Here is a 20,154-nt window from a genome sequence, read left to right as displayed (position 1 = left end):
TATACCTCCTAAACTGCTATTGGTGCTTTTATAAATGGATGACTTTCATAATTAACAATCTCAACATCATCTATTTTAAGATCGAAAATACTGTTAAAATCATTAACTTTTAGTTCTGGTAAAGAATAAGGTGTTCTAGACATTTGTTCTTTTACTTGATCAAAATGATTTTTATAAATATGTGCATCACCTAACGTATGAACAAATTCCCCCACTTCAAGACCACATTCTTTAGCGATTAAAATAGTAAGTAATGAATAAGATGCAATATTAAATGGTACGCCTAAAAATACATCTCCGCTTCTTTGATATAGCTGACAACTTAACTTCCCATCATTCACATAAAATTGGAAAAGTGAATGACAAGGAGGAAGTGCCATAGTATCAACTTCTGCTGGATTCCACGAAGAAACTATTAAACGACGTGAAGAAGGGTTTATTTTAATTTGTTCAACAACATTTTTTAATTGATCAATACCATTAAAATCTCTCCATTGTTTCCCATAAACATTACCTAAATCACCAAATTTATTTGAAAACACTTCATCTGAAAGAATTCTTTCTTTAAAAATAGCCATCTGCTCTTTATATTGTTTTGAAAATTCTTCGTCAACTAGTGTTCTATGACCAAAATCTGTCATATCTGGTCCAGTATATTCATCACTTTCTATCCATTTTTTAAAGGCCCATTCATTCCATATATTATTTTTATTTTCAAGTAAAAACTTAATATTAGTGTCTCCTTTGATGAACCATAATAGTTCAGACCAAACTAGATTAAAGTTTACTTTTTTTGTAGTTAATAACGGGAACCCTTCAGATAAATCAAACTTCATTTGATATCCAAAAATGCTCTTAGTACCAACACCTGTTCTATCTTCTTTTTCTATTCCATTTTCTAAAATATGATTACATAATTTTAAATACTCTTTATCTGCCACTCTAATTCTCCATTACGCTTTATAGTTGTGATCCCTTAAATATTTCATCAAATCTTTAATTTTTTCTAATGAACTTTTACCGAAATGATGCTCAATCCCTTCTACTTCTTCGTAAACTTTATCCTCATCTACCCCTATTAATCTTAGAAAATCTTCTAACAGTTCATGTCTTGTTAAAGCATATTCACCCATTTTTTCTCCTAACTCGGTTAGGGCAATACCTCTATATTTTTCATATACAATATAGCCTTCAACATCAAGTTTTTTCAACATTTTAGTTACAGTAGATGGATAAACATCTAACTTTTCTGCTATATCAGCACTTCGTGCATAACCTTTATTTTTTACTAAAGAATAAATCACTTCAATATAATCTTCCATAGTTGGTGTTGCTTTTGCCATATTACATTCCTCCTTTATAAAATTTTAAATGGTGATTTCTCAACATTTGATTTAATAACTTCAATCCCCAGTTTAGAAATATAAGCTTTTAATAAGTCTTTTACTAAACTTTCTGTAAAGTGACCGATATCAATAATATTCTTTTTCATTTCTATTGCATCAAGTGCAGCATGATAGCCTACATCACCTGTCAAGTAGATATCAACTTCTGGTAGTGAATATAGGAAATCAGCCCCGCTTCCTCCTAATAGTGCTACCGTACTAATTTCTTTATCATCTCCAATAACAGCAGAAACAGTATCCAATGAGAATTTTTCTTTAATATATACTATGAAATCTTCCATAGATAACGACGAGGATAATCTTCCAATTCTACCTAAGCCAGCTTCCTTATCTAAACTATGCTCAAACAAGACTCTAATATCATCTAAATCAAGCAATTTAGCCAAGTGATCATTAAGCCCTAGTTTTGCTGAATCTAAATTTGTATGAAATGAAATTACTGAAATATCATTTTTTATTAAGTCTCTAATGATATTAGACTTGAAATCATCTGTAAAATCTAATGATTTCAATGGTTTAAAAATAAGAGGATGATGAGAAACTATTAAATCTACATTATTATCTATAGCTTCTTTTACCACCTTTGTAGTTACATCTAAGCAAACTAAAACCTTATTAACATTACTATTATTATCACCTAACATTAGGCCGACATTATCCCATTTTTCAGCGAGTTTAACATCTGCTAATTCGTTTAGTTGATTATATATATCTTTTACAGTGATCACAAATCTAACCTCCTTTAATTGTTTTCATATTATTATAACACTTTATAAAAAATATTGCCATAACGAAACATAGTTTGTAATTAAAATAACATATTTATTTTCTATAATAATTTTTCTATCTCTATAAAATTATATAGCCTACCAATATTTTATAAAGAACATTAAACTTTATATTCAACTTCATCTACACTAGACATTTTTTCTATAATATATTATCATTGTTCATATAAAGAAATTAGTAGGAGTTAATTATGCAAACTGTAGAAGGTTATTTAAATAAAATTATTTTTCATAACAAAGAGAACAATTACTATATTTTATCAATATTTTTAAATGATCAGTATGATTTTGTTGAGGGAGATTATCTTAGCGTTGTCGGTACATTTAACGACTTTGAATTTGTTGAAGATGATTTGTATTCTTTCAAAGGAGAAATTGTACAGCATAGAAAATATGGAACACAATTATCTGCAATCGTTGTAGAACCTGTTATCGAAAAAGATAAAGAAGCTATTGTTTCTTATCTTTCAAGCTCTATTTTCCAAGGTGTCGGAAGAAAAACAGCTGAGTTAATAGTTGATACACTTGGAGTTGATGCATTAGATAAGATTTATGAAGATAAAGATTCTCTATTTAACATAAAAGGTATTCCAGAGCAACGAAAAGATACAATATATGCTACTATTGTAGCAAATAAACAAACACAAGACATTATACTTAAACTAAACGAGTATAATCTTAGCAATAATTTAATTCTAAAAATATATAACTTCTATAAACATAATACACTTCGAACTATTACAGAAAATCCCTATTCCTTAATAAAAGATATTAAAGGTATTAGCTTTAAAACAGTAGATAAAATAGCTGAAACTAATGAAATAGCTGCAAACGACCGTGAGAGAATTCTGTATGCTTTTATTTATACAATAAATTCCTATTGTTTTTCAACCGGTAATACATATATATCAAAAAATACCCTACTTTATAATACATTTAATATATTATATGGATCTAGAAATATAGCCGTAGCTAAAGAAGATATACTAAGTTCGTATGATTACGCATTAGATACAGGTAAACTAATAGAAATTGAGGACAGAGTATTTTTACCAGAAATTTACTATTCAGAGTACTCTATTTACAGTGATATTAGTAAAAGACTAGAACTCGAAGATGATTTTGATATCAGCGACAACCTACTTGATAAATATATCGAAGAGGTAGAAGATGAATTGGAGATATCATACGACATCGTACAAATAGCGGCAATCAAAAATTGCATTAAAAATAACTTCGCTATTTTAACAGGTGGCCCTGGAACAGGTAAAACTACAATAATACTAGCTGTAATAAAAATCTTCCAAAAAATTAAAAATTACAGTATTCATGACCTACTAGATGAATCTAGAAGTATTCTTACTCTGTGTGCACCAACTGGTAAAGCAGCAAAAAGAATGTCAGAAAGCACCGGTTTTTATGCTTCAACAATTCATAAAGCTATCGGTTGGAGTACAGAAGATGAAAACATGGAAGAATTTGTAAGTGAAAAATTTATTAAATCAGAACTAGTTATAATCGATGAATCTAGTATGATTGATGTATTCTTAATGTACAATTTATTAAAAATCATAAACAAAGATGCTAAAATTATACTAGTTGGAGATAATGACCAACTTCCTTCTATCGCTCCTGGTAATGTCCTTAATGATTTAATTAATTCCAAAGCGATTTCTACGGTAAAATTAAATAAAATTTTTAGACAAAGTGAACATTCAAGTATTATTAATATTTCGCACTCAATAAAAAACAATATTCCATTCGATGTCTTAGAAAACTTCGATGATAAAGAATTTATCTCAGCGAATAAGAATGAAATGATAAATGTCATCTCAGCCATTTATGATGATCTAATAAAAGGTTCTGCAAAAGAAAATATCCAAATACTAGCTCCAATATACAAGGGGACAAGTGGTATCAACGAAATCAATACAGCTATTCAATCGAGATTTAATGATAATGAAGAACAAATAGAATATGGAGAATTAATATATAAAGTCAATGACCGTGTTATGCAGTTGGTAAATAGGCCCGAAGATAATATATTTAATGGAGATATTGGATATATTGAACAAATTTATAAAGAAGGAAATAAAGTTAAAATTGTAATAGACTATGACGGCAATTATGTAACATATGAAAAAACAGAGCTAAATCAAATCACCCTATCTTATGCTTGTTCAATTCACAAAGCTCAGGGATCTGAATTTGAAAATGTTATAATTCCATTTATAGATAATTATAACTTTATGTTAAACAAAAATCTAACATATACAGCAATAACACGAGCTAAGAAAAAAATGATATTATGCGGTGATTCAAAGGTATTTTATAAATCTATTGAACCAACAAATGTCGTAACTAGACAAACCGCACTAGAATGGTTCTTCACTACTGATAGAGAAGCGGAAATACAAGATATTGAATTAGAAGAAGAAATTAAAGAGTATATACTAGATTTTCATAATATTAACTCGATTGATCCAATGATTGGGATGGATAATATTAAACCAACTGATTTTATTTAAGCAAATAATAAAACCTAGATGTAGCTAAGACTACTTCTAGGTTTCTTTGTTTTACATTGCCGTAAGGTCACGTGCAATCTTATCTATATCATTAATATTTAAGAAAGCAGCATCAATTGCAGTACCTTTCTTGCTTTCTACTGAAGTATTCACAGCTGTAACAACATTTTTAGTTAAAGACTCTAAACGTTGAACTTTTTGCTTAACTTCATCTAATTTTCCATATTCAATGGTATCGTTAGATAATGATTTTAAAGTTAACATCAAAGCATTTACCTTCTCTGTTACTTCTTTAAATTTGTCGACTTTATCTCCTAAAGAACGACCTTTATCAAGATCAGTTTGAATAGTTCCTGCTAATTCATTAAAACTAATTAACTCTTTAGAAAAAGCATTTAATTTGTTTTTCATAAAATCTTTTGAATATTTCGTGTTTGAAATTTCATAACTCTTATTAGCACTATCTTTAACGCTAAATGTAGCCGTGTTATTATTTTTAGTAACAACAACAATATTGAAGTCTTTGTTATTAAACTCATTTAAATTTATAGCATCAACACTAACTGTTTTTCCATTAAAACTATTTAATTTCAACGATTTTAATAGTGTCTCAAAACCTTCTTTAGTTATCACTTCTTCATTAGTAGTAATAACTAATTTATTATCTTTTTTATTAAATTCTGTTTTTTCTAGCTGGCTTATTGAAACAGAATTTGTAAGGTTTTGTAATTGTTCAGTAGAAATATCTCCTTTAGAACTACAACCTTGCAAAATTAGCAAGGTTGTTAGTAATATTATCAGCTTTTTCATTACTTATTAGAATAATTCTGGTGCTGAGATAATATTTAAGTTTTCGTCGATTTCAAATACTAATGGAGTACCAGTTGGTAAGTTAAGATCTAAGATTTGTTCGTCTGAGATGTTTAATAAGTATTTGATTAACGCTCTTAAACTGTTACCGTGAGCAGAGATAAGCACGTTTTTACCAGCTTTAATTTGTTTAGAAATATCGCTTTCCCAGTATGGTAATACACGATCAATAGTAAGTTTTAAGCTTTCTCCTGTTGGGATTTCTCCTTCTGGAATTTCTTTATATCTATCGATGTTTCCTGGGTACATATCGCTAGATTTATCTAGTGCAGGAGGAGCTACATCAAAACTTCTTCTCCAAATGTGAACTTGTTCGTCTCCGTATTTTTCAGCTGTTTCAGCTTTGTTAAGACCTTGTAAAGCTCCATAGTGTCTTTCGTTTAATCTCCAGCTTTTGTGTACTGGAATCCATAATAAGTCTAATTCTTCTAAGAATAGGTTTAAAGTTTTGATAGCACGTTTTTGGTATGAAGTGTAAGCTACATCAAAAGTAAGACCTAATTCTTTAAGAGTTTGTCCACCTTTAATAGCTTCTTGTCTACCTTTATCAGTGATGTCTACATCAACCCATCCAGTAAATCTGTTTTCAAGGTTCCATTGGCTTTCACCATGTCTAGTTAATACTAATTTCATTTAAGAAATCCTCCTAGTTTTGTTATTATAATTTTATTATACAATATTTTCTAGTATTAGTACATAGTTTTTATCTGAAAAACACAATTGAAAACGTTATAGCTACAAGATTTAATGAAAATATTTATCAAATAGTATTAACTGATATATATTAGTATATAAAAATAAGATTAGGCTCTAATTACAGTACACCTAATCTTAAAGTAGTAAACAATATTTTTTTATCATAATAACCTTCAGAACAGAAAATGTTTATATTAATACACTTTACGGTTCAACTTTCCTCTTTTTACAATTTTTAATTTATTAGTTTCAAAAAAAGTAAATACTTTTGCTAATAAAACTAGTATAATTATCCAATATATAAACATAAAATTACCTTCTTTCTTTTTATACGTAAAACTTAATTTCTTATCGTACTTATATAATACCATACGGAAAACCGAAAATCAAGCAAAAAATTCATATTTCTTAATTTTTTTTATAAAGTTACTTGATTTTATATACGGTTTACTTTATAATTTATATATAGATAAAAAAAGATTGGAAAAAATATTATGACTACAACATTTAGTATTAGATTTAAACAATGTTTAAAAGAAAAGAATATAAAGCAAGCTGAACTTGCTCGTTCTACTAATATTACTCCATCATCAATTAGTGATTGGTCTAAAGGGAAATATACTCCAAAAAGAGATAAACTTATTATTTTAGCTGAATATTTATCTGTTAATCCGGATTGGCTTGTCGGCGACAGTGATACAATGGATATCGAAACTCCTAAAGAAAAATCATTTAACACAGAGGATTTTTCTGATGATGTTTCTAAGCTACCTATACTTGGAACTATCTGTGCTGGTGATGGCGTTTATATTGAAGAGGAATATGATGAGCATATTTTTATAGATCAAGGTATGAGAGCTGATTTTGCTCTGAGAGTAAAGGGAGATAGTATGATTGAAGCTGGTATTTTTGATGGCGATTTAGTATTTATCCGCCAACAAAATTCAGTTAGAAATGGGAAAATTGCAGCAGTTCGTTTAACTGATTGGAACGAAGCTTCTTTAAAGAAAATTTTTGTGAAAAATGACAATGTTATTCTTTATCCTTGCAATCCTGATTACGAACCTATCGTTACACGTAATGTGGAAATAATCGGAGAATGCGTTGGAGTATATAGGGAACTATAATTTTTTGATTTTAAACAGATTATCATACGAAAAAAAGACGAGAGTTAATCAACTTAGATATTTTTCTAAGTCACTCCCTCGTCTTTTTTATTTACGTTCTAAAAACGCCATTCTATCTCTGCCGTTTATATCTTTATAAACTTCAGCAGAATATCCATTCAAATCTGCTAATTTTATAATTTTTTCTTTCTGATCATATCCTATTTCAAAAAATATAACTCCATTGTCATTTAGATAATTATTTGCTTGTTCTATAATTTTTCTATAAAAGTACATACCTTCCTCTTCAGCAAATAAAGCTAGATGTGGATCATATTTTAGTACATTATCCTGCATTGTAACCTTATCCTTACGGTCTATATAAGGAGGGTTTGAAACAATAACATCAAATTTGTCATCTATATTATCGAAAATATCCGATTGTATAAATTTAATAGTAGCATCATGAAACTGTGCATTTTCTTTTGCAACTTTTATAGCTTCTTGACTAATATCACTAGCCACAACATCAATCGAGAATTGATCTAGTTCTTTTTTTAATGTAATAGCAATAATACCACTTCCTGTACAAAGGTCTAGAATTTTTAAATTATTTTTCTTAGTTGCTTTCACATATTCAACTACTTTATAAATAAGCTCCTCAGTCTCCATCCTTGGTGATAAAACATCTTTAGTAACTTTAAATTTCCTATTATAAAAATATTCAAAACCTACTAAATGACTTAACGGTACATCTTCTTTAATATGTTTTTCTATTAAAGAAAAATATTTTTCTTCATTTTCTTTAGATAATTTCTCCGAAAGGCTATTCGAGAATAACTGTTGAGTTTCGTCTAACATATACATTAGTAAAAATCTTGCTAAAGATTCTTCTTTTCCTTGTCTTCTTAAAAGAAGACAAGCTTTTGTTATAGCTTGCCTTCTGTTCATTATAGTTCTTCACCTTTATTAAGTTCTGCCATTTTTTCAGCTTGTTCTGCAATACGAAGTGCTTCTAGAACTTCATCAAGTTTACCTTCCATAATTTGGTCTAATTTTTGAATAGTTAATCCAATTCTATGATCAGTAACACGGTTTTGAGGATAGTTATATGTTCTAATACGTTCAGAACGATCCCCTGTTCCAACTTTAGATTTACGTTCAGCATCGAACTTAGCTTGTTCTTCTTGTTGATATTTATCATATACACGAGCACGTAAAACTTTCATAGCTTTCTCTTTATTCTTAATCTGAGAACGTTCATCCTGCATAGATACTACAACACCTGTAGGAATGTGAGTTAAACGTACAGCTGACATAGTTGTATTTACCGATTGACCTCCGGCACCACTAGATGCGAAAGTATCAACACGAATATCATTTTCATTAATATCGATTTCAATCTCTTCTGCTTCCGGTAGTACTACTACTGTTGCAGTAGATGTGTGAATACGTCCACTTGATTCTGTTGTAGGGACACGTTGAACACGGTGTGCTCCACTTTCGAATTTCATCTTAGAATATACATCTTCACCAGAAATAATGAAGATTGCTTCTTTAATACCACCGATTCCAGTTTCAGAACGTTCTAAGACATCAACTTTCCATCCTTGAGATTCTGCAAATCTAGTGTACATACGCAATAAATCACCTGCGAATAATTGTGCTTCATCACCACCAGCTGCTCCACGAACCTCAACAACAACGTTTTTACCATCGTTAGGGTCTTTTGGTAATAACAGAATTTTTAATTCTTCTTCCATAGGTGCAAGAGTTGGTTCTAATTCCTTAATCTCTTCTTGCATCATTTCTTTCATTTCTTTATCTTCTTCAATTTCAAGAAGTTCTTTTGTATCTTTAATTTGTTGAACAATATCTTTATATTCTCTAAATACAGCTACTGTTTTTTCAATAGAGCGTTGTTCTTTTGAATATTCCATAAGTTTCTTCGTATCACTTACAACATCTGGATCACTAAGTAATTCGTTTAATTTCTCATAACGCTCTTCAACTATCTCAAGTTGTCCAATAATTTCCATTTGTTCCTCCTAATTTATCTTTTAATTTCGTGACAATGACGACATCTAGCTTCATATGATTCACTTGCTCCAATAACTACTATTGGATCGTCATACTTAGCAGGTTCACCATTAATCAATCTTTGACTTCGACTAGCTTCTTTTCCACATTTATTACATACAGCATGAAGCTTAGTTACCATTTCACTAATAGCCATAATCTCAGGCATAGGATGAAATGGCTCAGCTTTGAAATCCATATCTAAACCTGCAACAATAACACGAACTCCATCATCAGCAAGTTTATTAATAACTTCAACAATTTTATCATCAAAGAACTGTACTTCGTCAATTCCTATGATATCATATTTTTTATCATTTATATAGTCATAAATCTGCTCTGCTTTATCAATATTTACAGATTCATAACTATTTCCATTATGAGTAGAGACCTTGTTCTCTTCGTATCTATTATCTATAGACGGTTTAAATAGAAGTACATTCTGTTTAGCAATTACTCCACGTTTTATACGTCTTAGCAGTTCTTCTGATTTACCAGAGAACATACTACCGCAAATACATTCTATCCATCCGAATTTTCTATTTTCTATCATTACATATCCCCTCGGGCTTATATTATACAATTACTAATAGAATAAAAACAGACAATCCAATAAAGAAATGTCTGTTTTATTTTTCTTACTTGATACCGTATTTTTTGTTGAAACGTTCGATACGTCCATCTGCTTGAGCGAATCTTTGACGCCCTGTGTAGAATGGGTGTGTATCTGAAGAGATCTCAACTTTTAATAATGGGTATGTATTTCCATCTTCCCACTCGATAGTTTCTTTAGATGGTTTAGTTGAACCACTTAAAAATTTGAAACCACTTGTAGTATCCATGAATACAACTTTACGGTAATCTGGGTGAATTCCTTCTCTCATTATTATCGTCTCCTTCTGCCCTGAACGCTTTTAATACGAACAGAGTTATTTTTCAGTGAGTTAATCACATACCTACTTATTATAAATAATATTCTAAAAAAAATCAAGTACTTTTACTAATATTTGTAAACTTTTTTTGTTGACACCCTTATTTATTTTTTAACCATATATATAGCTATAACTTGTTATATCAAATTACAAAAAATGGGATGACTCAACAAAATCTTGTTTCCCCGAAATCATGATTTTGAGTCATTCCCAAATATTGTTATTTACTTTTTAATTCTTCAGTTGCAACATCTTCTCCGAACCATTTATTAGAAACCTCTTGAAATTTACCTTCTTTATACATTTCATAAAATGCTTCATTAATTTTATTAACAAGAGTTACATCTGCTTTTCTAGCTCCGACTGCAAAAGCCTCACTATCGAATCCAGCATTTAAAATATCGAAGTCTTCTAATTTGTTTTGTTGTTTTAAATAATAGTTCGCATACACTCTATCAATTAATAATGCATCTATTCTATCATTTTCTAAGTCGATTAAAGCCTCATTAAAGCTTTCATATTGAGTAGCATCATTATTCTTCACAATATTTTTAAGAACATCTGGATTTTCATTAAAAGTATCGTATCCAGATGAACCATTTTGAGCACCTAGAACCTTATCTTTTAAGTCTGTTACTTTTTTAATACCTTTAGATTTCTTTACAACTACAACCTGTTCATTTACCATATACTGCTTAGTAAATTGCACAACAGCTTCTCTTTCTGCAGTTTTCGAATATCCATTCCAAATTAAATCAATATTCCCATTTTTTAATTCTGTTTCTTTTAAATCCCAGTTTATAGCTTGCCACTCTACCTTAATTCCATATTTCTCAAAGACAGAATTTGCTAAATCTATATCAAAACCTACATTTTTTCCTCTTTTATCTTGGAATCCCATTGGTACAAATGTATTATCGAAACCAATAACAATTTTCCTATCTGTTTGAAAATCATTCCAATTATCTTTTTTAGGCTTATCTTTCCCTCCAGAAGCACAACCCGTAATTATTAAAACAGTAATAACAAGTGTTAGAAAGAATTTTAATTTTCTCATCTTATCACCTCTTATTTCGGTTCTACTTTCAGAATGCTATCAGCAATGTTTTCAGCAAACTGTAAATCATGGGTTACAACAATTTGTGTAATACCATGCTCTCTATTCTTAAGTATTAACTTCTCTACTTCTAATCTTAATTCAGGATCTAATGCACTAGTCGGTTCATCATAACCTATAATTTTTGGATCTATCATCATAGCACGAGCTAATGCAACACGCTGTTTTTGTCCTCCAGACAATGATGTTGGATAATTATTAATCTGTTTCTCTAAACCAAGTCTTTCTAACAATTCGATTGCCTTTTTCTCAGCATCATTTTTTGCCATATTCATAGTTTTGATTGGAGATAAAACTAGATTTTCTAGGACAGTAAGATGAGGGAAAAGCTGAAAATCTTGGAATACAAAACCTAAAAGATTTCTTTTTTCCAATTCATCAATCGGAAGAGACTCACCATTATAAATAATTTCACCCGAGTCTATTTTTTCAAGACCAGCTAACATTCTTAATAATGTTGTTTTTCCACCACCAGAAGGACCAACTATCGCTAAAATTTTATTCTCTTCTACAGTTAAATTAAAATCTGAAAGTATTTGTCTATCTTTGAATTTTTTACTAATATTTTTTAATTCTAACATACATTACCTCCTGTCGTAGTTATAACGTTTTTCAACTTGTTTAGATACGATTGTTACAATACCTATTAAGATTAAATATATTGCCCCCGCAACAAACATCGGTAATAAACTAGCATCTCTATTAGCTGCAGTTCTACTTGCTAATATTAGATCACTAATTCCTAATGCATAAACTAAAGATGTGTCCTTAACAAGACTCATTATTTCATTAAATACACTAGGTAGTACAATTTTTATTACCTGCGGTAAAATAACATATCTAATTGTCTGAAATTGAGTAAATTTCAATACTTTAGCTGCCTCATATTGCCCTTTTGGTATTGATTCAATACCTCCACGGAAAATCTCAGCAAAGTATGCTGCATAGTTTAACGTAAATGCGATTATTGCAGCAGGTAATCTATCAAATCGTATTCCCACAGATGGTAATACATAATATATAAAAATCAATTGTAGTAACAACGGCGTCCCACGCATAATCCATATATAGATATTAATAAAGTAATTTAATAACTTAATATTAAAGCGCATAATAAACGCTATTACTACACCTAACGGAATCGATAATACTAAAACTAGAAAAAACACTTCTAATGTTATAAGTGCACCACTCATCAGACTAGGTAATATTTCTATTAAATATTCCATATATTATCCTCCTTTTATATTAATTTGTTTTCATTACTAATTATGAAATTGGTTGTTTTAAAAATTTTATATTTAATTATAGCACAATTTTTATAAAACAAAAACCCCTTATTAACTAAGGGGCTAAATATATTATTTATTTAATTTTGAATCGTGGAATTTTTTCATAATTCCTTCTTTTGATAATAAACTTCTAACTGTGTCAGAAGGTTGAGCTCCATTACCTAACCATTTTAATGCTAACTCTTCATCGATTTTAACTTCTGCTGGTTCTTTAACAGCATTGTAAGTACCGATAGTTTCGATAGAACGTCCATCACGTGGAGATCTTGAATCAGCAACAACGATACGGTAGAAAGGTGATTTTTTAGCACCTAATCTTTTTAAACGGATTTTTACTGCCATGTTTGTACTCCTTATGTTTCAACTTTTTTATTAATTTTATGTGTGTGTGTTTATGAAGTGTTTTAATGAAAAAGTTGAATCTATAACGCTAAGTTTTCTAAGCTAGATATTATTCTAACATTAAACTAAAAGTATGTCAATACTTTTCGGTGAAAAATGTCAACTTTTTTTGTTGACTCACCTAAACCTTATTATAACAGGTTTATTCTACCATGTAAAGATAAAATATTTATAAAAAAACACCTCTTGTACTATAAGAGTAATCAAAAAAAGAAGTGACTCGACAAAATCTATTTCTACGAAATCATGATTATCGAGTCACCTCTCATCTATATTTCAATTTTTAATCTTCTAATACTTTAGCAATTTCACTAAGTACTTGATCTTTACCTATTTTTGTAACCGAAGAAAATGGAATAATAGCCATATTGTTCGTTAGGTCTAATTCTCGCTTTATAATACCCGTATTTTTAGCCAATTCATTTTTTGATATTTTATCAATTTTTGTCATAACGATTACGAATGGTATCTCGTAGTAATTTAAAAATTCATTCATCTCAATATCATCTTGTGAAGGCTTGTGTCTACTATCAATTAAGTGTAATACAAATCCAAGGTTTTCACTATTAGTAAAATACTCAACTATCATATCATATAGTTTTTCTTTTTCAGGTTTTGATAATTTTGCATACCCATATCCCGGTACGTCTACTAGAACTACTTGATCATTTACATCAAAAAAGTTTAGTGTACGAGTCTTCCCTGGTTTAGAAGAAACACGAGCATAGTTTTTTCTTTCTAAAATTGTATTAATAAAAGATGATTTCCCAACGTTTGAACGACCACACATCGCAACTTCTGGTTTGTCATGTTCTGGATATTGTTTTTTTGATACGGCACTTATAAGTAAATCTACATTATGTGTATTTAACTTTTTCATTATTATTCTCCAAATACTATTTTAAACACTTCTTGAATATTGTCTACTGTGTAAATAGTTAATTTTTCAAGAACTTCTTCAGGTATGTCAATTAAATCTTTTTTGTTCTTAGTTGGAATAATAATAGTGTTAATATTCATTTTTTCAGAACTTAAGATTTTCTCTTTAACCCCACCGATTGGCAGTACTTTACCATGTAGAGTCATTTCTCCAGTCATCGCAATGTTATTATCAACTGGCTTTTTAGTTAAAGCTGAATATACTGAAGTAGTAATCGTAATACCTGCTGATGGACCATCTTTAGGAACTGCTCCTTCTGGTACATGTAGATGTATATCAATTTCTGAGAAATTAACACCTTCAATTCCTAATTTTTCTGCATTAGAGCGTAAGAATGATATAGCCATTTGAGCTGATTCTTTCATTACATCACCTAGTTTACCAGTAAGGATAATTTTTCCTGTACCTTTTGAGATACTCGTTTCAATCTCCAATGTATCTCCACCAACTACTGTATATGCTAATCCATTAACTAATCCAATCTCTGGTTTTACATTCTTATCTTTTCCACTGTATTTTTCAGGACCGGCAAAATCTTCTAGGTTATTAACTCCAACTTTAATTTTTTCTTCACCTTGAAGAACTTTCAAAGCAGCTTTTCTACAGATAGCTCCGAAAACACGCTCTAAATTCCTTACTCCCGCTTCATACGTATAACCATTAATTATTTTATTAATAGCTTGTTTACTAAAAGTAATTTGTCCTTTTTTCAGACCATTTTCTTTAATTTGACGTGGAATTAAATATTTAGCAGCAATATTTTCTTTTTCTTTAATTGTATATGATTCTAATTCGATAACTTCCATTCTGTCTCTTAGCGGAGCTGGAATTAAGCTTAGATTATTAGCTGTAGCAATAAACAGTACTTTTGATAAATCGAATGGAATATCTAAATAGTGATCGACGAATTCATTGTTTTGCGCAGGATCAATTACTTCTAGCATCGCAGCTGCTGGATCCCCTTTAATATCAGATGCCATTTTATCAATTTCATCTAATAATATTACAGGATTCTTAGTTTTAATTTTTTTCAGCGACTGAATGATTTTACCTGGTAATGCACCTAGATATGTTCTTCTATGACCACGAATTTCAGCTTCGTCATGAACTCCTCCTAGAGAAATACGTACAAAACTTCTTCCCATAGAAGCGGCAATTGACTTAGCTAATGAACTCTTACCAACACCTGGAGGTCCTGATAAACATAATATTGGTGACTTCATATCATCACGTAACTTTTTAACAGCTAAGAATTCTAAAATTCTTTCTTTTATTTTCTCTAGACCATAGTGATCTTCATTAAGAATTTTTTCAGCATTTTTTATATCTATTTCATCTGCTGTTAATGTGTTCCAAGGTAAAGCAATTACTGTATCCAGATATGTTCTTATAATTGAGTGTTCTGGACTCATAACAGGTGTTTTTTCTAAACGATCTACTTCTTTTAATAATACTGCTTTATCTTCTTCAGATAATTCAATTTCATTAATCGCCTGACGAATTTTTTCAATATCATCATCTTCAGGTGAAATTTGTCTTAGTTCATCTTGAACTACTTTCATCTGTTCACGTAAAAAGTATTCTTTCTGTTGATTATCTATATTTGTACGAACTTTTTCATCAATTTCTCGTTTAAAACTATTACCAACTAAGAATGCTTCTAGACTTCTATTTAAGAATATTGCTTTTTTCTCTAAATCTAGTAAAAACAACACTCTTTGTTTAAGCATTTTATCGATTGGGAAAAATTTAATATTTTTATTTATAAATTTCTCTAAATCATCAGTTTTATAGTAGTCTATATCAAAGTTCTCTCTCTTTAAATAACTTTCAAATTTTGTTTTAATACTATTTAATAATCCTGCTTTATCAAAACCATTATCTACAATCTCTCTAATATTAATATCTAAATGTTCTACAAGATTATTGTTATAAACACCACTTTTAACCTCAGCTATACCGTAGCAATGATATTCATACTTTTTATTTTTTTTATCAATTGTAAGTTGACCATATGTCCCAAAGAAAACATTGAACCCATTACTATCAAATACATCCTCTTCAGAAAATGAATCATCATAGCTATCAATTGGTTTTCTCTTATACGTTACAAAAACTGGAATTTTATCTTTTTTTACAGTTTTTATCGTTTTTAAAAATTTTTTGTCCGTTACATCTATTGTATAAGTATTAGACGGAAAGAATAAATCTCTATTCTCTAATAAATAATATTTTGTCAAAACGAACTCCTCTCTAACCTATTTATTTTAAAATTGGTTTTGTTTTATTAATTACATTATCACGTGTTACCGTGCATGTTTTAATATCTTTTTTACTTGGAATTTCAAACATTACATCTAAAAGCAGCTCTTCGATAATAGAACGTAAGCCTCGAGCTCCTGTTTTTCTCTTAATCGATTCTTTAGCAATTTCTTCTAACGCTTCTTTTTCAAATACTAGTTTTACTCCATCAAGTTCAAATAAATATTCATATTGTTTAACTACCGAATTCTTAGGCTCAGTTAAAACTCTTACTAAATCTTTTTCATCAAGTTCTTCCAGATAACAAACGACAGGAATACGCCCTATAAATTCTGGAATCATACCAAACTTAACTAGATCTTCATGTTTTACTTTAGAAATGATATCCTCATTGTCATTTAACTCATCACTCTTAGAAAAACCAATAACTTTTTCCCCAAGACGACGTTTAATGATTTCTTCAATACCTGAGAATGCACCACCAATGATGAATAGTATGTTCTTCGTATTTATTTTTATCATTTCTTCACCTGGGTGTTTTCTTCCTCCTTGTGGTGGAACACTAGCAACAGTTCCTTCTAAAATTTTAAGAAGAGCTTGTTGAACACCTTCCCCAGAAACATCACGAGTTATTGAAACATTCTCACCTTTTTTAGCGATTTTATCAATCTCATCGATATAGATAATACCTTTTTCAGCTCTTTCTATATCATAATTTGCACTTTGGATAAGTCGAAGAAGAATATTCTCAACATCTTCACCTACATATCCTGCTTCTGTTAATGTAGTTGCATCAGAAATCGCAAAAGGTACATCAAGCATCTTCGCTAATGTTTGAGCTATTAATGTTTTCCCTGATCCTGTGCTACCTATTAAAGCAATATTACTCTTTTGTAACTCAATATCATTATTCTCTTTTGCAATAATTCTTTTATAATGATTATAAACAGCTACCGCTACTGATTTTTTTGCTTTATCCTGACTGATTACATATTCATTCAAGTGCTCCATGATTTTTTGAGGTTCTAATAACTTAAACACTGGTTTATTTTTCGCATTTCTATAGTCAATTTCTTCTTCGATAATATCTGAGCATAAATCAACGCACTCATCACATATAAATACGTCATTCCCAGCAATCATTTTAAAAACTTCATTAGTATTTTTTCCACAAAATGAACATCTTACTTCATCTTTATTTTTAACCATAATTACACCTCGCATTATTGAACTTTTCTTATATCTTATTATCTTTTTATTATCAAATCGATATAAAGCCCAAAAAGATACACATTATTATAACATATTCTAACTATATTTTCTAGCATATAGTACTATAAAATTATTAATACTAACACTATTTAACGACAGTTTAATAACATACTATATCTTAATTTAAAATAAAAAAATAAGATATAAAATTCAAAACTTAAAATTTTATATCTTATTCAATTTCTATTTATTTTTTGCAATTCTTCTAAACATTTTTAAATATAAGCCCATATACACTAAAAGTCCTAAAATAGCAAAGAAAACTGTAGCAATAATACTACCTTCTATTCCATAACTTCCTCCAGTTAGTATTTGCTTATCACTAATTGCCTCAACAGTAAATATTGTATCGGATACTTTAATCCCACTTATATTAAATCCAAATACTACACCAGATATACAATTCCAGAAAGCATGAAAAATTGCAATAACTAAAATATTATCAAAATACCAATATAATAATGACATTACAATTGATATTAAAAATATATTTATTAAATCTAATTTCGATGTACTTGGATTAGACATACGAAATACTAAGTAAAATATCGAACTCAATAGAATAGATATCCATTTTCCTTTTTTCGCTGCTAATCTAGTCATCAAATAACCTCTAAAAACAATCTCTTCTAAAAAGCCTTGCATTAAAACTAATATAATAAGAATGATTATTGTACCAATTTTTAGATCCTTTGATAAGGATAGAGATATGTTATCCGACATCAATAAAATAGCTACTATTCCTACAATACTAAATATAGCTAATCCTGCTCCTACTTTAACTGCATCTAAATAATTTTCTTTACTAAAACCAAAATATTCAAACGTTGTTTTTTCAAAATACTTAACAAAAAATAATAAAATAACCGCTGAAAATATATACGAACATAAAACAGAAATAATATTATAACCAACTATATTTTTTAAAACATATTCAAATAGTATTCCTTGTAAAAATGAATATGCAATAATTAGTAAGAATATAGGAGTAAAATTCATTACACCTTTATTTTTTAATAAATCTACACTTTTCATTCAAATTCTCCTACTTTAATCAGATATTACTATCCTAACACAAATAATAAATTTTAGCTATAATTAAAAAAATACTCTTGTTAAAATCTTTTAGTAATCAGCTATTAGTGGTATAATTAATTTATATACGAAATAGGAGGAATACTATGTCATTTTTTTCAAAATTAGGTGAAAATATTATTTTACCTCAAGACGTACTGATTCAATCGAAAGAAACAGCAGCAGTTAAAGGGGCAATAAATGCTACTATAGGTATTGCTACAGCAAATAAAAAAGCGATGGCATTGCCGTCAATTAATAAAGTAATTACAGAAATTAACAATTCAGAATATTTACCATATTCTCCAACGCCAGGATTACCAAAAATGAGAGCATTATGGAAAGAAAAAATCTTAAAAGATAATCCAAAAATTAAAGATGAATATTTATCTTTACCAATGGTAACTACAGGTATTACACAAGGTATTGATATTGCGGCAAACTTATTTAGTGAAGCAGGAGATGCTCTACTTTTACCAAATCTGTTTTGGCAAAACTATGCACAAATATACACTATTAAGTTAGGCAACAACATCTATAAATACAATCAATTTGATGAAAATAATAAATTTAGTATTGAAAACTTTAAAAATGCACTCTATAGTATAAAACAAGATAAAATTTCATTAATATTAAACTTCCCAAATAATCCAACAGGATATACACCATCAGATGATGAATTAACTCAATTAGTTGAAGTAATTAATATTTTTGCTAAAGAGTACCCAAATAAACAACTTATCATCGTTTCTGATGATGCGTACTTCGGACTGTTTTTCGAGGATAATCACAAAACTCCTACTCTTAGTGCAACATATAAACTTGCAGAGAATTCAAACTGCTTAATAGTTAAATTAGATGGAATCACTAAAGAATATTATAGTTGGGGATTACGTGTAGGTTTCATCACATATTACACTAAAGATTCATCTTTACGACAAAAACTTTTAGAAAAAACTCAAGGATTCTTAAGAAGTACTACATCTTCTCCTTCAAACTTATCTCAACAAATTGCAATAAGATTATTAGATAATAAGGAATCAATTAAAGAAAAAGAAGAAAATGACAGTATTATCCAAGATAGATACAACGAACTTAAATCAGCTATCGCTAAAGAAAAAATAGATACACTAATCACTATCTTACCATTCAACTCTGGCTATTTCTTTACTATTAAACTACCAAACACAATTAACGCTCACGAATTCAGACTAAAATTTCTAAACGAATACAAGTACGGGGTATATTCTATGGATGATGAACATATAAGAATAGCATTTTCATGCTTAGATAAAGAACTAATTCCTGAATTAATAACTAAATTCAAAGAATGTGTCCAACAATTTTAAAAATAGGCTCTTTGTCAAATTCGGGGCATGGAGAAAAATAG

At 29.3% G+C, this 20,154-nt stretch carries 20 protein-coding genes; 3 read left to right on the top strand and 17 right to left on the bottom strand.

Features of this window, described 5'->3' with window-relative positions; all coding sequences use genetic code 11:
- Positions 1-8: 8 nt before the first annotated feature.
- From O3884_RS00100 to O3884_RS00090, 3 genes are read right to left on the bottom strand one after another with little or no spacing between them, the layout of a single operon-like run.
- Positions 9-947: a thymidylate synthase gene (locus O3884_RS00100; protein WP_371451109.1), complete on the bottom strand. Its 939-nt coding sequence runs from the start codon at positions 945-947 to the stop codon at positions 9-11.
- 6 nt (positions 948-953) lie between these two features.
- Positions 954-1,343: a transcriptional regulator MntR gene (gene mntR, locus O3884_RS00095; RefSeq protein WP_371451023.1), complete on the bottom strand. Its 390-nt coding sequence runs from the start codon at positions 1,341-1,343 to the stop codon at positions 954-956.
- A 14-nt stretch (positions 1,344-1,357) separates the two neighbouring features.
- Entirely contained in the window at positions 1,358-2,134 is a 777-nt protein-coding gene (locus O3884_RS00090) for a Nif3-like dinuclear metal center hexameric protein (RefSeq protein ID WP_371451022.1), read from the bottom strand.
- Between the two features lie 251 nt (positions 2,135-2,385).
- Between O3884_RS00090 and recD2 the strand changes: the two genes are divergently transcribed.
- Positions 2,386-4,722 carry an SF1B family DNA helicase RecD2 gene (recD2, locus tag O3884_RS00085; protein WP_371451021.1) on the top strand — a complete coding sequence of 779 codons (2,337 nt, stop codon included), beginning with the start codon at positions 2,386-2,388 and terminating at the stop codon, positions 4,720-4,722.
- Positions 4,723-4,773: 51 nt separating this feature from the next.
- Here recD2 and O3884_RS00080 read toward each other — a convergent pair whose 3' ends face one another.
- Both O3884_RS00080 and gpmA read right to left on the bottom strand, forming a co-directional pair.
- Positions 4,774-5,532 carry a hypothetical protein gene (locus tag O3884_RS00080; RefSeq protein WP_371451020.1) on the bottom strand — a complete coding sequence of 253 codons (759 nt, stop codon included), beginning with the start codon at positions 5,530-5,532 and terminating at the stop codon, positions 4,774-4,776.
- A gap of 6 nt (positions 5,533-5,538) precedes the next feature.
- Positions 5,539-6,225, bottom strand: coding sequence for a 2,3-diphosphoglycerate-dependent phosphoglycerate mutase (gene gpmA / locus O3884_RS00075; protein ID WP_060914713.1), 687 nt, complete (start codon positions 6,223-6,225; stop codon positions 5,539-5,541).
- A gap of 557 nt (positions 6,226-6,782) precedes the next feature.
- Between gpmA and O3884_RS00070 the strand changes: the two genes are divergently transcribed.
- Complete coding sequence (locus O3884_RS00070) at positions 6,783-7,415, top strand: LexA family protein (RefSeq protein ID WP_371451019.1); 633 nt, start codon at positions 6,783-6,785, stop codon at positions 7,413-7,415.
- An 87-nt stretch (positions 7,416-7,502) separates the two neighbouring features.
- Here O3884_RS00070 and prmC read toward each other — a convergent pair whose 3' ends face one another.
- The 12 genes from prmC to O3884_RS00010 all read right to left on the bottom strand — a co-directional run bounded on the left by prmC (position 7,503) and on the right by O3884_RS00010 (position 18,725).
- The gene (prmC, locus tag O3884_RS00065; RefSeq protein WP_371451018.1) at positions 7,503-8,345 is read right to left on the bottom strand and encodes a peptide chain release factor N(5)-glutamine methyltransferase; all 843 of its coding nucleotides are present in this window, start codon (positions 8,343-8,345) and stop codon (positions 7,503-7,505) included.
- On the bottom strand, positions 8,345-9,433 hold the full coding sequence (gene prfA, locus O3884_RS00060) for a peptide chain release factor 1 (protein WP_371451017.1): 1,089 nt from the start codon (positions 9,431-9,433) through the stop codon (positions 8,345-8,347). Before prfA ends, prmC begins: the two co-directional genes overlap by 1 nt.
- 14 nt (positions 9,434-9,447) lie before the next feature.
- A complete protein-coding gene (locus tag O3884_RS00055; protein WP_003145452.1) occupies positions 9,448-10,026 on the bottom strand; it encodes a thymidine kinase in 579 nt (192 codons plus the stop codon).
- Between the two features lie 85 nt (positions 10,027-10,111).
- Entirely contained in the window at positions 10,112-10,357 is a 246-nt protein-coding gene (locus O3884_RS00050; RefSeq protein WP_003145327.1) for a type B 50S ribosomal protein L31, read from the bottom strand.
- 268 nt (positions 10,358-10,625) lie between these two features.
- Positions 10,626-11,462 (bottom strand): amino acid ABC transporter substrate-binding protein, encoded by an 837-nt coding sequence (locus tag O3884_RS00045; protein ID WP_371451016.1) that lies wholly within the window; start codon positions 11,460-11,462, stop codon positions 10,626-10,628.
- An 11-nt stretch (positions 11,463-11,473) separates the two neighbouring features.
- A complete protein-coding gene (locus O3884_RS00040) occupies positions 11,474-12,103 on the bottom strand; it encodes an amino acid ABC transporter ATP-binding protein (RefSeq protein ID WP_371451015.1) in 630 nt (209 codons plus the stop codon).
- Between the two features lie 3 nt (positions 12,104-12,106).
- A complete protein-coding gene (locus O3884_RS00035; RefSeq protein WP_371451014.1) occupies positions 12,107-12,751 on the bottom strand; it encodes an amino acid ABC transporter permease in 645 nt (214 codons plus the stop codon).
- Between the two features lie 132 nt (positions 12,752-12,883).
- Positions 12,884-13,156 (bottom strand): 30S ribosomal protein S16, encoded by a 273-nt coding sequence (rpsP, locus tag O3884_RS00030; RefSeq protein ID WP_003145074.1) that lies wholly within the window; start codon positions 13,154-13,156, stop codon positions 12,884-12,886.
- 343 nt (positions 13,157-13,499) lie between these two features.
- Positions 13,500-14,096, bottom strand: a complete 597-nt coding sequence (gene yihA / locus O3884_RS00025) for a ribosome biogenesis GTP-binding protein YihA/YsxC (protein WP_294682432.1) — start codon at positions 14,094-14,096, stop codon at positions 13,500-13,502.
- 2 nt (positions 14,097-14,098) lie between these two features.
- Positions 14,099-16,396 (bottom strand): endopeptidase La, encoded by a 2,298-nt coding sequence (gene lon / locus O3884_RS00020; protein ID WP_371451013.1) that lies wholly within the window; start codon positions 16,394-16,396, stop codon positions 14,099-14,101.
- Positions 16,397-16,418: 22 nt separating this feature from the next.
- Positions 16,419-17,627 carry an ATP-dependent Clp protease ATP-binding subunit ClpX gene (gene clpX, locus O3884_RS00015; RefSeq protein ID WP_294682436.1) on the bottom strand — a complete coding sequence of 403 codons (1,209 nt, stop codon included), beginning with the start codon at positions 17,625-17,627 and terminating at the stop codon, positions 16,419-16,421.
- Between the two features lie 246 nt (positions 17,628-17,873).
- Positions 17,874-18,725 carry a CPBP family intramembrane glutamic endopeptidase gene (locus O3884_RS00010; RefSeq protein WP_371451012.1) on the bottom strand — a complete coding sequence of 284 codons (852 nt, stop codon included), beginning with the start codon at positions 18,723-18,725 and terminating at the stop codon, positions 17,874-17,876.
- 146 nt (positions 18,726-18,871) lie between these two features.
- On the opposite strand from O3884_RS00010, the gene O3884_RS00005 reads away from it, so the two are divergent.
- Positions 18,872-20,113 carry an aminotransferase class I/II-fold pyridoxal phosphate-dependent enzyme gene (locus O3884_RS00005; protein ID WP_371451011.1) on the top strand — a complete coding sequence of 414 codons (1,242 nt, stop codon included), beginning with the start codon at positions 18,872-18,874 and terminating at the stop codon, positions 20,111-20,113.
- Positions 20,114-20,154 lie beyond the last annotated feature (41 nt).

The organism is Gemella sp. 20925_1_85 (assembly GCF_041433735.1).
Lineage (GTDB): Bacteria > Bacillota > Bacilli > Staphylococcales > Gemellaceae > Gemella.
This window is presented reverse-complemented; position numbering and strand designations above follow the sequence as displayed.

What these genes read in the sequence shown, in the direction of transcription:
- mntR (WP_371451023.1), bottom strand. Translation starts at nt 1,343, where the DNA reads ATGGCAAAAGCAACACCAACTATGGAAGATTATATTGAAGTGATTTAT.
- recD2 (WP_371451021.1), top strand. Translation starts at nt 2,386, where the DNA reads ATGCAAACTGTAGAAGGTTATTTAAATAAAATTATTTTTCATAACAAA.
- O3884_RS00080 (WP_371451020.1), bottom strand. Translation starts at nt 5,532, where the DNA reads ATGAAAAAGCTGATAATATTACTAACAACCTTGCTAATTTTGCAAGGT.
- gpmA (WP_060914713.1), bottom strand. Translation starts at nt 6,225, where the DNA reads ATGAAATTAGTATTAACTAGACATGGTGAAAGCCAATGGAACCTTGAA.
- O3884_RS00070 (WP_371451019.1), top strand. Translation starts at nt 6,783, where the DNA reads ATGACTACAACATTTAGTATTAGATTTAAACAATGTTTAAAAGAAAAG.
- prmC (WP_371451018.1), bottom strand. Translation starts at nt 8,345, where the DNA reads ATGAACAGAAGGCAAGCTATAACAAAAGCTTGTCTTCTTTTAAGAAGA.
- prfA (WP_371451017.1), bottom strand. Translation starts at nt 9,433, where the DNA reads ATGGAAATTATTGGACAACTTGAGATAGTTGAAGAGCGTTATGAGAAA.
- O3884_RS00055 (WP_003145452.1), bottom strand. Translation starts at nt 10,026, where the DNA reads ATGATAGAAAATAGAAAATTCGGATGGATAGAATGTATTTGCGGTAGT.
- O3884_RS00050 (WP_003145327.1), bottom strand. Translation starts at nt 10,357, where the DNA reads ATGAGAGAAGGAATTCACCCAGATTACCGTAAAGTTGTATTCATGGAT.
- O3884_RS00045 (WP_371451016.1), bottom strand. Translation starts at nt 11,462, where the DNA reads ATGAGAAAATTAAAATTCTTTCTAACACTTGTTATTACTGTTTTAATA.
- O3884_RS00040 (WP_371451015.1), bottom strand. Translation starts at nt 12,103, where the DNA reads ATGTTAGAATTAAAAAATATTAGTAAAAAATTCAAAGATAGACAAATA.
- O3884_RS00035 (WP_371451014.1), bottom strand. Translation starts at nt 12,751, where the DNA reads ATGGAATATTTAATAGAAATATTACCTAGTCTGATGAGTGGTGCACTT.
- rpsP (WP_003145074.1), bottom strand. Translation starts at nt 13,156, where the DNA reads ATGGCAGTAAAAATCCGTTTAAAAAGATTAGGTGCTAAAAAATCACCT.
- yihA (WP_294682432.1), bottom strand. Translation starts at nt 14,096, where the DNA reads ATGAAAAAGTTAAATACACATAATGTAGATTTACTTATAAGTGCCGTA.
- clpX (WP_294682436.1), bottom strand. Translation starts at nt 17,627, where the DNA reads ATGGTTAAAAATAAAGATGAAGTAAGATGTTCATTTTGTGGAAAAAAT.
- O3884_RS00010 (WP_371451012.1), bottom strand. Translation starts at nt 18,725, where the DNA reads ATGAAAAGTGTAGATTTATTAAAAAATAAAGGTGTAATGAATTTTACT.
- O3884_RS00005 (WP_371451011.1), top strand. Translation starts at nt 18,872, where the DNA reads ATGTCATTTTTTTCAAAATTAGGTGAAAATATTATTTTACCTCAAGAC.